At 69.1% G+C, this 14,765-nt stretch carries 9 protein-coding genes; 7 read left to right on the top strand and 2 right to left on the bottom strand.

All coding sequences use genetic code 11. The features are described from left to right. Positions 1-108: 108 nt before the first annotated feature. The gene (glgB, locus tag AC07RV_RS37010) at positions 109-2,280 is read right to left on the bottom strand and encodes a 1,4-alpha-glucan branching protein GlgB (RefSeq protein ID WP_296781749.1); all 2,172 of its coding nucleotides are present in this window, start codon (positions 2,278-2,280) and stop codon (positions 109-111) included. Positions 2,281-2,295: 15 nt separating this feature from the next. Further along, positions 2,296-3,972, bottom strand: coding sequence for an alpha-amylase family glycosyl hydrolase (locus tag AC07RV_RS37005; RefSeq protein ID WP_296781748.1), 1,677 nt, complete (start codon positions 3,970-3,972; stop codon positions 2,296-2,298). Positions 3,973-4,066: 94 nt separating this feature from the next. Between AC07RV_RS37005 and AC07RV_RS37000 the strand changes: the two genes are divergently transcribed. The 7 genes from AC07RV_RS37000 (at position 4,067) to AC07RV_RS36970 (ending at position 14,761) form a co-directional block, all read left to right on the top strand. Beyond that, the gene (locus AC07RV_RS37000) at positions 4,067-5,575 is read left to right on the top strand and encodes a flavin-containing monooxygenase (protein WP_296781747.1); all 1,509 of its coding nucleotides are present in this window, start codon (positions 4,067-4,069) and stop codon (positions 5,573-5,575) included. A gap of 89 nt (positions 5,576-5,664) precedes the next feature. Further along, positions 5,665-8,295, top strand: coding sequence for a leucine--tRNA ligase (gene leuS / locus AC07RV_RS36995; protein WP_296781746.1), 2,631 nt, complete (start codon positions 5,665-5,667; stop codon positions 8,293-8,295). Between the two features lie 11 nt (positions 8,296-8,306). Then, complete coding sequence (locus tag AC07RV_RS36990; protein ID WP_296781745.1) at positions 8,307-8,825, top strand: LPS-assembly lipoprotein LptE; 519 nt, start codon at positions 8,307-8,309, stop codon at positions 8,823-8,825. 15 nt (positions 8,826-8,840) lie between these two features. Further along, positions 8,841-9,917, top strand: a complete 1,077-nt coding sequence (holA, locus tag AC07RV_RS36985; RefSeq protein ID WP_208513423.1) for a DNA polymerase III subunit delta — start codon at positions 8,841-8,843, stop codon at positions 9,915-9,917. Positions 9,918-9,965: 48 nt separating this feature from the next. Next, positions 9,966-11,258, top strand: coding sequence for a glutamate-5-semialdehyde dehydrogenase (locus AC07RV_RS36980; protein WP_208513422.1), 1,293 nt, complete (start codon positions 9,966-9,968; stop codon positions 11,256-11,258). Positions 11,259-11,404: 146 nt separating this feature from the next. Continuing rightward, on the top strand, positions 11,405-12,703 hold the full coding sequence (gene gshA / locus AC07RV_RS36975; protein WP_093350539.1) for a glutamate--cysteine ligase: 1,299 nt from the start codon (positions 11,405-11,407) through the stop codon (positions 12,701-12,703). A gap of 189 nt (positions 12,704-12,892) precedes the next feature. Then, positions 12,893-14,761 (top strand): potassium transporter Kup, encoded by a 1,869-nt coding sequence (locus AC07RV_RS36970; RefSeq protein ID WP_093350542.1) that lies wholly within the window; start codon positions 12,893-12,895, stop codon positions 14,759-14,761. Positions 14,762-14,765 lie beyond the last annotated feature (4 nt).

Below are 14,765 nucleotides of genomic sequence, written 5' to 3'. Positions count from 1 at the left end.
AGCGGGGTCGCCTTTCTTTGCTTACTTTCTTTGGCGAGACAAAGAAAGTAAGTCGCCCGCCGGGGCGAGACCCGGCCAACTGTCCTTCGCAAGGCAAACAACTCAAATTCAAACCAACACCCACATCAACGTAGCCAGGGGAGGCAAGTCAACCACCACCGAGTCGACTTTCCCATGCCAAGCCAAAGCCTCACTGGCAACCACCCCATTCCCCACCCCACTCCCCCCATAAACAACCCCATCGGTATTGATGATCTCCCGATAGGACCCCGAACAAGGCACCCCCAACCGATACCCATGCCGAACCACAGGCGTGAAGTTGCAGACAGCCAATACAAACCCCCCATCCCGCCCCCGCCGAACGAACGCAAACACCGACTGCGCCGTATCGTCATGCACCAGCCACTCGAACCCCGCCCCTTCATGGTCGAGCTCGTGCAACGCCGGATAGTGCCGATACACGTTGTTGAGATCCCGCACCAGCCGCCGCACCCCTTGATGCGATGCGTGCTCGAGCAGATGCCAGTCCAGGCTGCGATCCGCATTCCACTCCGCCACCTGCGCGAACTCGCAGCCCATGAACAGCAGCTTCTTCCCCGGATAGGCCCAGAGATAGCCGTACAGGTTGCGCAGCCCCGCGAACTTCTGCCACTCGTCGCCCGGCATGCGCGCGATCATCGAGCCCTTGCCGTGCACCACCTCGTCGTGCGAGAACGGCAGCACGAAGTTCTCGCTGTGCGCGTACATCAGCCCGAAGGTGATCTCGCGGTGGTGATGCGGCCGGTACAGCGGGTCCTTGCCCGCGTAGGCCAGGGTGTCGTTCATCCAGCCCATGTTCCACTTGTAGTGGAAGCCCAGCCCGCCGTCCTCGGGCGGGCGCGTCACGCCGGGGAAGCTGGTCGACTCCTCGGCGATCGTCACCGCGCCGGGGCGCTCGGTGCCCACCACGCGGTTCATGCGGCGCAGGAACTCGATCGCCTCGAGGTTCTCGCGCCCGCCCTGCGCGTTCGGCACCCACTCGCCGGGCCCGCGGCTGTAGTCGCGGTAGAGCATCGAGGCCACGGCATCCACGCGCAGGCCGTCGATGCCGTAGCGCTCGAGCCAGTACAGCGCGTTGCCCACGAGGTAGTTGCGCACCTCCGTGCGCGACCAGTTGAAGATCAGCGTGTTCCAGTCGTTGTGGAAGCCCTCGCGCGGATCGGCGTACTCGTACAGCGCCGTGCCGTCGAAGCGGCCCAGGCCGTGCGCGTCGGTCGGGAAGTGCGCGGGCACCCAGTCGAGGATCACGCCGAGCCCGGCCGCATGGGCCGCGGCCACGAAGAAGCGGAAGTCGCTCGGGGTGCCGAAGCGCGAGGTCGGCGCATAGAGGCCGATCGGCTGGTAGCCCCAGGAGCCGTCGAACGGATGCTCGGTGATGGGCAGCAGCTCGATGTGCGTGAAGCCCAGGTCACGCACGTAGGGCACCAGGGTGTCGGCGAGCTCGATGTAGTCCAGCCATTCGTGGCCGTTCTTGCGCCGCCACGAGCCCAGGTGCACCTCGTAGATGCTGATCGGCGCGTCGCGCCCGTTGGCCCTGGCGCGGCCCGCGGGCATGGTCGCGACCGGCGGCAGCGGGCGCACCACGCAGGCGGTGTCGGGCCGCAGCCGCGACGAGAAGGCGAAGGGATCGGCCTTGCGCAGCAGCTCGCCCTGCGCCGACAGGATCTCGAACTCGTAGGCATCGCCCACCGCCACGTGCGGCGCGAAGACCTCCCACACGCCGCATTCGCGGCGCAGCCGCATCATGTGGCGCCGGCCGTCCCAGTTGTTGAAGTCGCCGACCACCGACACGCGCCGCGCATTCGGCGCCCAGACCGCGAAGGCCACGCCCTTGACACCGTCCATCTCGCGCAGGTGCGCGCCCAGGCGCTCCCAGGGGCGCAGGTGCGTGCCCTCGGCCAGCAGCCAGATGTCGGTGTCGCCGAGCACGAAGGGAAAGCGGTAGGGGTCGTCGATGCGCGAGACGTGTGAGCCCCAGTCGACCTGGAACGCATAGCCCATGCGCGCCTCGGCCGCGGGCACCAGGCCCGCGAAGATGTCGGAGCCCTCGTGCCGCTCGAGCGTGGCCAGCGGCCAGCCGGTGCGCGCATGCAGCACCGTCACGCCCTGCGCGCCGGGCAGCAGCGCACGCACCACCAGGCCGCGCGAGGTCTCGTGCGGGCCGAGCACGCCGAAGGGGTTGCCGTGCTCGGCGCGCATCAGCGCATGGACTTCGGCTTCGGGCAACTGCGTCGGGGCCATGGCGTGAGCGACCAATCAATCGGTGGTGGGATGGGCGGCGGGCTCGCCGAAGAAGGCGCCGAAAGGCGCCAGCGCGAGCGTGCGCCCTTCGGGGCCGCCGAGCGTCGCGCTCGAGGCCAGCGGTGCATCGACCAGCGGCCGCAGCTCGTCGCGCAGCACGATCGACACCGGTGCCGGGCCGAGGTTGAACACGACCTGCAGTGAACGCGCGCCCTCGCGCCGCTCGAACCACAGCACCGGCTCGGGCGCGTCGAAGAAGGCGATGGCGGCCGTGTGCAGCAATGGCTGCGCGCGGCGCCAATGCAGCATCGCGCGGCTGAAGGCCAGCATCGAGTCGGGATCGGCCTGCTGGCGGTCGACCGCCAGCGGCAGGTGCGCGGGCGACATCGGCAGCCACGGCGTGCCGGTGGTGAAGCCGCCCTGCGCATCGTCGCCGCGCCAGGGCATCGGCGTGCGGCAGCCGTCGCGGCCCTTGAACTCGGGCCAGAAGGCGCGGCCGTAGGGGTCCTGCAGCAGCTCGAACGGCACCTCGGCCTCGGGCAGGCCCAGTTCCTCGCCCTGGTAGATGCCGGCGCTGCCGCGCAGCGACAGCAGCAGCGCGAGCCACAAGCGGTTGCGTCGAACGTCGGGCACCGCGCCGTCGCTCCAGCGCGTGGCCACGCGCGGCACGTCGTGGTTCGACACCGCCCAGCAGCCCCAGCCGCCGGTGGCCGCGAGCGCGCGGTCGAGCGCCTCGACCTGCTGGCGCAGGTGCTTCGCCGTGTGGTCGGCGGTCAGCAGGCTGAACCTGTAGGCCAGGTGCAGGCGCCGGTCGCGCGCGGTGTACTGCGCCATCACGGGCGGCGCGTTCTCGTCGCCGACCTCGCCGAGCGCGACCGCGCCGTGGCGGTCGAGCAGGGCACGCAGCCGCTCGAGGAACAGCAGGTTCTCGCCCTGGCTCTTGTCGTACAGATGCTGCTGCATCGCATAGGGGTTGTCGGCGCGCACCGTGCTGACCTCGCCCACCGACTGCGCCGAGGCCGGCGGGTTGCTGCGTAGCAGGGCATCGTGGAACTGGTGATTGCAGGCGTCGAAGCGGAAGCCGTCGACGCCGCGTTCGCACCAGAAGCCGACCTCGCCGAGCAGCGCGTCCTGCACCGCGGGGCAATGGAAGTTGAGATCGGGCTGCTCGGCCAGGAAGCTGTGCAGGTAGTACTGGCGGCGGCGCGAATCCCATTGCCAGGCCGGCCCGCCGAAGACCGAGAGCCAGTTGTTGGGCGGCGTGCCGTCGGGCTTGGGGTCGGCCCACACGTACCAGTCGGCCTTGGGGTTGTCGCGGCTCGCGCGGCTCTCGGCGAACCAGGCATGCTGGTCGGAGGTGTGCGAGAGCACCTGGTCGATGATGAGCTTCAGGCCCAGTTCGTGCGCCCGCGCGAGCATGGCGTCGAAGTCGGCCAGGGTGCCGAACATCGGGTCGACCGCGCGGTAGTCGGCCACGTCATAACCGAAGTCCTTCATCGGCGAACGGAAGAAGGGCGAGACCCAGATCGCGTCGACCCCGAGCGAGGCCACGTGCGGCAGCCGCGCCGTGATGCCGGGCAGGTCGCCGATGCCATCGCCGTTGCTGTCCATGAAACTGCGCGGATAGATCTGGTAGATCACCGCGCCGCGCCACCAGTCATCGCTCTTGCTGCCGTTGCTGCTGCTGCCCATGCTGTCCCTTGGTCTGAAATCATTGTGGCATGCGAAATCCGGGCCAGCGGTACGCTCGTGCGCGCCCCGCGACTCTCTACACTGCACGCCCTCCATGACAGAGACGACTCCCCACGCCGCCGCGGGTTCCCCGCCCCACGCTTCCGATGCCGAAGGCCTGCCCGCGCTCGAGCGCCGGCTCGCGCGCGACCTCGACATCCTGGGCTGGCGCGCCCGCGCCTGGATGCCGCCCTGCGAACACGAGGGCGAGGCGGTGCTCGACGTGGCCATCGTCGGCGGCGGGCAGGCCGGGCTGGCCGCGGCGGCCGCGCTGGCCCACCAGGGCATCCACGCCGTGGTGTTCGACCGCGCGCCCGAAGGGTTCGAAGGACCCTGGGCCACCACCGCGCGCATGGAGACGCTGCGCTCGCCGAAGGAACTCACCGGCCCGGCGCTGGGGCTCGCGGCGCTGAGCTTCCGTGCCTGGTTCGAGGCCCAGCACGGGAGCGCCGCCTGGGCCGCGCTCGACAAGATCCCGCGGCTGCAATGGATGGACTACCTGCGCTGGTACCGGCGCGTGATGGCGCTCGAGGTGCGCAACGACTGCCCGGTCATGGCGATCGTGCCCGTGGCCGACGGGGCGCTGGTGCAGCTGGACCTGCGCCCGCCGGCCGGCGCGCAGCGCGTATTCGCGCGCCGCGTGGTGCTGGCCACCGGGCGCGACGGCCTCGGCGGCCCGGCGGTGCCGGATTTCGTGGCCGGCCTGCCGCGCGAGCGCTGGGCGCATTCGTCCGACGCCATGGACTACGGCCGGCTCGCCGGGCTGCGCGTGGGCGTGATCGGCGCGGGCTCCTCGGCCATGGACAGCGCCGCCACCGCGCTGGAGGCCGGCGCGCGCAGCGTCGAGCTGCTGATCCGCCGTCTCGACCTGCCGCGCATCAACAAGGGCAAGGGCGCCGGCGTGCCGGGCCTGACCCAGGGGCACTACGACCTGCCCGACGAGAACAAGTGGCGCGTGCGCCACTACATCAACCGGCTCAACGTGCCGCCGCCGCACGGCAGCACCCTGCGCGTGTCGCGCTTCGCCAACGCCTTCTTCAACTTCGGCTGCCCGGTCGAGTCGGTGGCGCTGGCCGGCGACGGCGCGATCCGCGTGGCGACGCCGCGCGCGACCTTCGAGTTCGACTTCCTGATCGTCTCGACCGGCTTCAAGGTCGACTGGGCCGCGCGCCCCGAGTTCGCCGCCATCGCGCCCCATGTGCGGACCTGGAAGGAACGCTACCTGCCCGCGCCCGGCGAAGAGGACCAGGAGCTGGCCGATTCGCCCGACCTGGGCCCGGTGTTCGAGTTCAAGGAACGGGTGGCGGACGCGTGCCCGGGGCTCGCGCGCATCCATTGCTTCTGCTATCCGGCCGCGCTCTCGCACGGCACGGTCTCGGGCGACATCCCGGCCATCAGCGACGGCGCCAAGCGGCTGGCCGCGGGCATCGCGGGGCTGTTCTACCGCGAGGACTTCGAGCGGCATTTCGCCAACATCGAGGCCTATGCCGAGCCCGAGCTGTACGGCGACGAATGGACGCCCGCGCCACCGCCCGACCGGCGGCCGGCACCCAAAGCCGGCTGAATGGCCCGGCCCGGCGGGAGCCCGGCGGCCGGGGCGCGATAATCCGCCTTCCCGGCCGCCCCGCGCCGGGCTCCTGCCGAAGCCCCGTCATGAACCCCAGCTACAAACCCAGCGACGTCGAGTCCGCTGCCCAGGCGCAATGGAGCGCCGCCGATGCCTACCGCGTGACCGAGGACGCGAGCCGCAAGAAGTACTACGCCTGCTCGATGCTGCCGTACCCCAGCGGCAAGCTGCACATGGGCCACGTGCGCAACTACACGATCAACGACATGCTCACGCGCTACCTGCGCATGAGCGGCTACAACGTGCTGATGCCCATGGGCTGGGACGCCTTCGGCCTGCCGGCCGAGAACGCGGCGCTCAAGAACGGCGTGCCGCCGGCCAAGTGGACCTACGAGAACATCGCCTACATGAAGGGCCAGCTCCAGGCCATGGGCCTGGCGATCGACTGGAGCCGCGAGATCGCCACCTGCGATCCGAGCTACTACAAGTGGAACCAGTGGCTGTTCCTCAAGATGCTCGAGAAGGGCATCGCCTACCGCAAGACCCAGGTCGTGAACTGGGACCCGGTCGACCAGACCGTGCTGGCCAACGAGCAGGTGATCGACGGCAAGGGCTGGCGCACCGGCGCCACGGTCGAGCGCCGCGAGATCCCGGGCTACTACCTGAAGATCAGCGACTACGCCGAGGAACTGCTCGAGCACACCCAGCACAAGCTGCCGGGCTGGCCCGAGCGCGTCAAGCTGATGCAGGAGAACTGGATCGGCAAGAGCGAGGGCGTGCGCTTCGCCTTCACCCATGACATCCAGGGCGCCGACGGCCAGCCGATCCAGGACGGCCGCATGTACGTGTTCACCACGCGCGCCGACACCATCATGGGCGTCACCTTCTGCGCCGTCGCGCCCGAGCATCCGCTGGCCGCGCATGCCGCCACGCTCGACCCGAAGGTCGCGGCCTTCATCGAGGAATGCAAGAGCGGCGGCACCACCGAGGCCGAGCTCGCCACGCAGGAGAAGAAGGGCGTGCCCACGGGCCTGACCGTGACGCATCCGATCACCGAGGAGCAGGTGCCGGTGTGGGTCGGCAACTACGTGCTGATCGGCTACGGCGACGGCGCCGTGATGGGCGTGCCCGCGCACGACGAGCGCGACTTCGCCTTCGCCAACAAGTACGGCATCGAGATCATCCAGGTGGTGCTGGTCGACGACGAGCCGCACTTCGACTATCACAAGTGGCAGGACTGGTACGGCGACAAGCAGCGCGGCGTGACCATCAACTCCGACAACTTCAGCGGCATGTCGTACAAGGAGGCCGTGGCGGCCGTGGCGCATGCGCTGGGCCAGAAGGGCCTGGGCGAGCTGCAGACCACTTGGCGCCTGCGCGACTGGGGCGTGAGCCGCCAGCGCTACTGGGGCACGCCGATCCCGATCATCCATTGCGAGGAGCACGGCGCGGTGCCGGTGCCCGAGAAGGACCTGCCGGTGGTGCTGCCCACCGACTGCGTGCCCGACGGTTCCGGCAATCCGCTGAACAAGCACGAAGGCTTCCATGCCGGCGTGGTGTGCCCGGTGTGCGGCAAGGCCGCGCGGCGCGAGACCGACACGATGGACACCTTCGTCGACTCGTCGTGGTACTTCATGCGCTACTGCGATCCGAAGAACGACCAGGCGATGGTGGCCGAGGGCGCCGACTACTGGATGCCGATGGACCAGTACATCGGCGGCATCGAGCACGCCATTCTTCACCTGCTGTACGCGCGCTTCTGGACCAAGGTGATGCGCGACCTCGGCCTGGTGAAGGCCGACGAGCCCTTCAGCAAGCTGCTGACCCAGGGCATGGTGCTCAACCAGATCTTCTACGCGCGCAACGAGAAGGGCGGCAAGGATTACTTCCCGCCCTCGGAAGTCACGCCGGAGCTCGACGCGCAGGGCCGCATCGTCGGCGGCACCGCGGCCGACGGCACCAAGGTCGAGTACGGCGGCGTCGGCAAGATGGGCAAGAGCGAGCGCAACGGCGTCGACCCGCAGGACCTGATCGAGAAGTACGGCGCCGACACCGCGCGCCTGTACACCATGTTCACGGCACCGCCCGAAGCCACGCTCGAGTGGAACGACGCGGCCGTCGAGGGCAGCTACCGCTTCCTGCGCCGCGTGTGGAATTTCGGCGCGGCGCAGTCGGGGCTCGCGGCCGCCGCGGGTGGCAAGCCGGCCTACGGCAAGCCGGCCCAGGCGCTGCGCCGCGAGGTGCACACCGTGCTGCGCCAGGTCGACTACGACTACCAGCGCATGCAATACAACACCGTGGTGTCGGGCGCGATGAAGCTGCTCAACGCGCTCGAGGGCTTCAAGTCCGACGGCAGCGCGGGCGACGCGGCCGCGCTGCACGAAGGCTTCGGCATCCTGCTGCGCTGCCTCTATCCCGCCACGCCGCACATCGCCCAACAGCTGTGGACCGAGCTCGGCTACGACCGGGCGCTCGGCGCCCTGCTCGACGCGCCGTGGCCCACGGTCGACGTCGAGGCGCTGGCGCAGGACGAGATCGAGCTGATGCTGCAGGTCAACGGCAAGCTGCGCGGCAAGCTGCTGGTGCCGGCCGGCGCCTCCAAGGACGAGATCGAGAAGCTCGCGCTGGCCTGCGAGGACTTCACCACCTTCGCGCCGGGCGCGAGCGCCAAGCGCGTGATCGTGGTGCCGGGCCGCCTGGTCAACGTGGTCATTTGAACAAGCCAAGCATGAACATCCGCACTGTCTCGCTGCCGCGCCGCGGCTTCCTCCTGGGCCTGGCGGCCGGCGGCGCCTCGCTGGGCCTGGCCGGTTGCGGCTTCGAGCTGCGCAAGCCGCCGGTCTTCGCCTTCAAGTCGATCGCGGTCTCGGGCAACTCGGCGCTGATCAATCAGGTCCGCCGCAACCTGCGCGCGGCGGGCACGGTGACCTTGCTGCCGGGCGACGACAAGAGTGCCGAGGCGGTGCTCGACATCCTCGGCGAGGACCGCGAGCGGCTGGTGGTGTCGACCAACTCGGCCGGCCTGCTGCGCGAGATCCAGCTCGTGCTCAAGGTGCGCTTCCGGCTGCACGCGCAGGGCGGCAAGGACCTGCTGGCGGCCACCGAACTCATGCAGACGCGCGACCTGACCTTCAACGAGACCAATGCGCTGGCCAAGGAAGGCGAGGCCGACCTGTTGTTCCGCGACATGCAGATCGACATCGCGCAGCAGCTGGTGCGCCGCCTCGGGGCGGTGAAGACGCTGTGACCGGCCGCTGACGCGATGCAGCTTGCCAGCGCCCAGCTTTCGGCCCACCTGCAGAAGGGGCTGAAGCCGCTCTATACGATCCACGGCGACGAGCCGCTGCTCGCGCAGGAGGCGGCCGACGCCATCCGCGCGGCGGCGCGCGCGCAGGGCTACACCGAGCGCAGCTCGTACACCGTGGCCGGCGCGCACTTCGACTGGAGCGCGGTGCTCGCGGCCGGCGGCTCGCTCTCGCTGTTCGCCGACAAGCAGATGGTCGAGATCCGCATCCCCTCGGGCAAGCCCGGCAAGGACGGCAGCGCCGCGCTGCAGCAGATCGCCGAGGGCGCGGCCGCGAACGACAGCACGCTCACGCTGGTGATGCTGCCGCGGCTGGACAAGGCCACGCGCACCGGCGCCTGGTTCTCGGCGCTCGAGAACAACGGCGCCAGCATCCAGGTCGACCCGATCGAGCGCGCCGCGCTGCCGCAATGGATCGCGCAGCGCCTCGCGCTGCAGGGCCAGCGCGTGAAGCCCGGCGACGAGGGCCAGCGCACGCTGCAGTTCTTCGCCGACCGCGTCGAGGGCAACCTGCTCGCGGCGCACCAGGAGATCCAGAAGCTCGCGCTGCTGCATCCGGGCGGCGAACTCGGCTGGGAAGAGGTCGAGGGCGCGGTCAACAACGTCGCGCGCTACGACGTCTTCAAGCTGTCGGAGGCCGTGCTCGGCGGCAACCCGCAGCGCGTGGCGCGCATGCTCGACGGCCTGCAGGCCGAGGGCGAGGCCGAGGTGCTGGTGCACTACACGCTGGCCGAGGACATCCGCGCGCTCAAGCGCGTGAAGGACGCCATGGCCGCGGGCCGGCCGCTGCCGATGGCGCTGCGCGAGAACCGCATCTGGGGCCCGCGCGAGCGCGCCTTCGAGCGCGTGCTGCCGCGACTCGACGACCGCATGCTGGCGCGGCTGCTGCGCGCGGCGCATTTGGTCGACGGCATCGTCAAGGGCCTCAAGCAGCCCGACTGGCCGGCCAGCGGCTGGCAGGCGCTGCAGCGGCTGGCGCTGATGCTGTGCCGGGCCTGCGGCAACGGTGGCGCCGCGGCACCGCGCCGCGCCTGAATTCCCGGCGTCAGCCGCCCGCAGGGTTGGCGTGGGAAAATGCCGGCCATGAACGCGTTCAATGTCAGCGAACACATGCAGACCCTGGGTCTGCAGGCAAAAACGGCCGCCGCCCTCATGGCGCGAGCGGATGCAGCTACCAAAAACGTAGCGTTGAAGGCGCTGGCCCGGCGCCTGCGCGAAGCCGGCGCGGTGCTCGCCACGGCCAACCAGAAGGACCTCGAGCGCGCCACGGCCGCCGGCCTGTCGGCCCCGATGGTCGATCGCCTGAAGCTCGGGCCCAAGGTGATCGAGACCGTCGCCCTCGGCTGCGAGCAGCTCGCGGGCATGGCCGACGTGATCGGCGAGATCATCGGCATGAAGCAGCAGCCCAGCGGCATCCGCGTCGGCCAGATGCGCGTGCCGATCGGCGTCTTCGGCATGATCTACGAGAGCCGTCCCAACGTGACCATCGAGGCCGCGAGCCTGGCGATCAAGTCGGGCAACGCCGCCATCCTGCGCGGCGGCTCGGAGGCCATCGAATCGAACAAGGCGCTGGCGCTGCTGGTGTCCGAGGCGCTGGCCGAGGCCGGCCTGCCGGTCGAGGCGGTGCAGCTGGTGCAGACCACCGACCGCGAGGCCGTCGGCCAGCTGATCGCGATGCCCCAGTTCGTCGACGTGATCATTCCGCGCGGCGGCAAGGGCCTGATCGAGCGCATCAGCCGCGACGCCAAGGTGCCGGTCATCAAGCACCTGGACGGCAATTGCCACGTCTACGTCGACGACACGGCCGAGTTCGGCATGGCGCTGCGCATCGTCGACAACGCCAAGACCCAGAAGTACAGCCCCTGCAACGCCGCCGAAGGCCTGCTGGTGGCGGCCTCGGTGGCCGAGGACTTCCTGCCGAAGATCGGCGCCATCTTCGCCGCCAAGGGCGTCGAGATGCGCTGCGATCCGGCCGCGGCCCAGATCCTGCGCGCCGATGGTGCTATCGATCCGGGAGCAAAGGTGGTGGATGCGGTCGAATCCGACTGGTCCGAGGAATACCTGGCCGCGGTGATCAGCATCAAGGTGGTGGCGGGCCTCGAGGAGGCCATCGCGCACATCAACCACTACTCGAGCCACCACACCGACGCGATCGTCACGCGCGACCACGTGAATGCCCAGCGTTTCCTGCGCGAGGTCGATTCGGCCAGCGTCATGGTCAATGCGAGCACACGCTTCGCCGATGGTTTCGAGTTCGGCCTGGGGGCCGAAATCGGCATCAGCACCGACAAGTTCCACGCCCGCGGACCGGTGGGCATCGAAGGGCTGACCTCGCTCAAGTACGTGGTGCTGGGGCAGGGCGAAGTCCGGACCTGAGGGGGCGCGACGGGCGCCGTCCGGTGCCCTTCGCGTCGGTGGTGCGTGTGGATTCCACGTAGGCCGTGGTGCTTGTCATCGGGGGGCGCGTCCCCAAATCCTAGAATCCCGCATACCTTTAAGTAGAAAACAAAGAAGGCCGCCGCATGGTTCCGCATCTCGTCACAGCCCTGACCGGCCCGATCAACGAACTGGAGCAGCGGGTGCTCGACTCGATGCCCGCCATCGAGCGCTGGTTCCGGCTCGAATGGATGGAGCACACGCCGCCGTTCTACAGCGCGGTCGACATCCGCAACGCGGGCTTCAAGCTGGCACCGGTCGACACCAACCTCTTTCCCGGCGGCTGGAACAACCTCACCAAGGAAATGCTGCCGCTGGCGGTGCAGGCCGCGCAGGCCGCGATCGAGAAGATCTGTCCCGAGGCGCGCAACCTGCTGGTGATTCCCGAGAACAACGCCAAGAACAGCACCTTCTACCTGGCCAACGTGGCGCAGATGGTGCGGATCTTCCACATGGCCGGGCTCAACGTGCGCGTGGGCTCGATCGATCCGGCGATCAAGTCGCCCAAGAAGATCGAGCTGCCGCACGGCGACACCGTCACGCTCGAGCCGGTGGTGCGCACCAAGCGCCGCCTGGGCCTGAAGAACTTCGACCCCTGCACCATCCTGCTGAACAACTCGCTCTCGGCGGGCACGCCGGGCATCCTCGAGGACCTGCACGAGCAGTACCTGTTACCGCCGCTGCACGCGGGCTGGTCGGTGCGCCGCAAGAGCAACCACCTGCACAGCTACGAGGAACTGTCCAAGCGCTTCGGCAAGCTGCTGGGCATCGATCCCTGGCTCATCAACCCGATCTACGCACGCGCCGACGGCGTCGATCTGGCCGAGGGCCGCGGCCTCGACGTGCTGACCAGCCACGTCGACGCGGTGCTGACCAAGGTGCGCCGCAAGTACAAGGAATACGGCATCAACGAGAAGCCCTTCGTGGTGGTCAAGGGCCAGAGCGGCGCCGAGGGCCCGCGCGTGCTGACGGTGCGCGACGCCAAGGAGGTCGAGGGCCTGGCGGGCAAGGTGCGCGCCGCGGCGGCCCGGCCGGCCGGTGCCCGCGAGCCCGGCGAGATCATCGTGCAGGAAGGCGTGCTGACCAACGAGCGTGTGCACAACGGCGTGGCCGAGCCCGTGGTCTACATGATGGACCGCTACGTGGTCGGCGGCTTCTACCGCGTGCATGCCGACAGTGCGCCCGACGAGAACCTCAAGCTGCCCGGCGCGAGCTTCGTGCCGCTGGCCTTCTCCGAGAGCGCGCACCTGCCGCAGCCCGGCGCCAAGCCCGGCGCCAGCGCGCCCAACCGCTTCTACATGTACGGCGTGGTCGGCCGGCTCGCGATGGTCGCCGCCAGCTACGAGATGGAAGCCACCGACCCGGACGCCGAAGTCTACGAATGACCCCCACCGCGCGCCGTGTTTGCGGCCCGCGCGGGTGACGGCAGAATAGCGGCCCCACAGCAACGGAAATCAAAGGGCGGCGAGGGCGAGGATCGAGGCGCGACGGATGCCACCGTCCGCCGATGCGCGCCCCCTGGCATACCTGATGCGTCGTCATCGCGAGCCGCCGGCCCTTTTCCCATCGACCTCGTGTCAGCCCCCAAATCCCTCTCCGCCGGCCTGATCGTCGGCGCCATCGGCGTCGTCTATGGCGACATCGGCACCAGCGTGCTGTATGCCGTCAAGGAAGTCTTCGGCCACGGCCACGTTCCCTTCACCGTCGAGAACGTCTACGGCATCCTCTCGATGTTCGTCTGGACGCTCACCACCATCGTCTCGCTCAAGTACGTGGTGCTCGTGCTGCGTGCCGACAACGAGGGCGAGGGCGGCCTGGTCGCGATGCTGGCGCTGGCCTCGCGCGCCGTGGCCGACAAGCCGCGGCTGCGCCACCTGCTGCTGGTGATCGGCATCTTCGGCACCTCGCTGTTCTACGGCGACGGGGTCATCACGCCGGCGATCTCGGTGCTGTCGGCGGTCGAGGGCCTGGAGGTGGTGTCGCCGCACTTCAAGCACTACGTGATCCCGATCACCCTGGTGGTGCTGTTCTGCCTGTTCGCGGTGCAGAAGCACGGCACCGCGGGCATCGGCCGCTTCTTCGGGCCGATCACGGTGGTGTGGTTCCTCGCGCTGGCGGTGCTCGGCGTGTGGCACATCGTCGACCACCCCGAGATCCTGAAGGCCCTGAGCCCGTTCTATGCGCTCAAGTTCATCTGGGACAACCCCGGCACCAGCTTCATCCTGCTGGGCGCCATCGTGCTGTGCGTGACCGGCGCCGAGGCGCTGTACGCCGACCTCGGCCACTTCGGCAAGGCGCCGATCCGCATCGCCTGGTTCACCGTGGTGATGCCGGCGCTGATCCTCAACTACTTCGGCCAGGGCGCGCTGCTCCTGGCCAACCCCGAGGCGGTGAAGAACCCGTTCTTCATGATGGCGCCCGAGTGGGCGCTGATCCCGCTGGTGCTGCTGGCCACCGCCTCCACGGTGATCGCCTCGCAGGCCCTCATCACCGGTGCCTTCAGCGTCACGCGCCAGGTGATCCAGCTCGGCTACCTGCCGCGCCTGAACATCGAGCACACCAGCGTGCGCACGGCCGGCCAGATCTACATCCCGCTGGTCAACTGGGGCCTGTTCGTGGCGATCGTGCTGGCGGTGGTCATGTTCCGCTCCTCGAGCAGCCTGGCCGCGGCCTACGGCATCGCCGTCACCACCGACATGCTGATCACCACGGTGCTGACCTTCTTCGTGATCCGCTACGCCTGGAAGCTGCCGCTGGCGCTGTGCATCGCCTCGACCGCGGCCTTCTTCTTCATCGACTTCATGTTCTTCGCGTCGAACCTGCTCAAGCTGCCCGAGGGCGGCTGGTTCCCGCTGGTGATCGGCGGCGCGGTGTTCGTGCTCATGATCACCTGGAAGGAAGGGCGCCGCCTCATGGGCGAGGTGCAGCGCTCCGATGCGATCGAGCTGAAGGCCTTCCTCGATTCGGTGTTCGAGAATCCGCCGGTGCGCGTGGACGGCACCGCCGTGTTCCTCACGGCCGAGCCCGGCGTGGTGCCCAATGCGCTGCTGCACAACCTCAAGCACAACAAGGTGCTGCACGAGCAGAACCTGTTCGTCACCGTGCGCAACCACGAGGTGCCGTGGATCCCGATGGACAAGCGCATCGAGATCGAGCCGCTGGGCCGCCATTGCTGGCAGGTGATCGTGCACTACGGCTTCAAGAACGACATCGACCTGCCGCGCGCGCTCGACAACGCGCGCCTGCGCGGTTGCCAGCTCGAGCCGATGCTGACCAGCTACTTTCTCTCGCGCGACGTCGTGATCCCCACGCTGGGCAGCGGCATGGCACCCTGGCGCGAGAAGCTGTTCGCGCAGATGCACCACAACGCGAGCGGCGCGGCGGCCTTCCTGGGGCTGCCGAACAACGCGGTGGTGGAGCTGGGGTCGAAGATCGAGATCTGAGCGA

Source organism: Variovorax sp. GW821-FHT09B01 (assembly GCF_059418345.1).
Note: the sequence above shows the minus strand (reverse complement) of the source record. Positions and strands in the feature narration are given on the sequence as shown.

Excerpts from the sequence above, each read along its gene's own strand:
- glgB (WP_296781749.1), bottom strand. The coding sequence starts at position 2,280 with ATGGCCCCGACGCAGTTGCCCGAAGCCGAAGTCCATGCGCTGATGCGC.
- AC07RV_RS37005 (WP_296781748.1), bottom strand. The coding sequence starts at position 3,972 with ATGGGCAGCAGCAGCAACGGCAGCAAGAGCGATGACTGGTGGCGCGGC.
- AC07RV_RS37000 (WP_296781747.1), top strand. The coding sequence starts at position 4,067 with ATGACAGAGACGACTCCCCACGCCGCCGCGGGTTCCCCGCCCCACGCT.
- leuS (WP_296781746.1), top strand. The coding sequence starts at position 5,665 with ATGAACCCCAGCTACAAACCCAGCGACGTCGAGTCCGCTGCCCAGGCG.
- AC07RV_RS36990 (WP_296781745.1), top strand. The coding sequence starts at position 8,307 with ATGAACATCCGCACTGTCTCGCTGCCGCGCCGCGGCTTCCTCCTGGGC.
- holA (WP_208513423.1), top strand. The coding sequence starts at position 8,841 with ATGCAGCTTGCCAGCGCCCAGCTTTCGGCCCACCTGCAGAAGGGGCTG.
- AC07RV_RS36980 (WP_208513422.1), top strand. The coding sequence starts at position 9,966 with ATGAACGCGTTCAATGTCAGCGAACACATGCAGACCCTGGGTCTGCAG.
- gshA (WP_093350539.1), top strand. The coding sequence starts at position 11,405 with ATGGTTCCGCATCTCGTCACAGCCCTGACCGGCCCGATCAACGAACTG.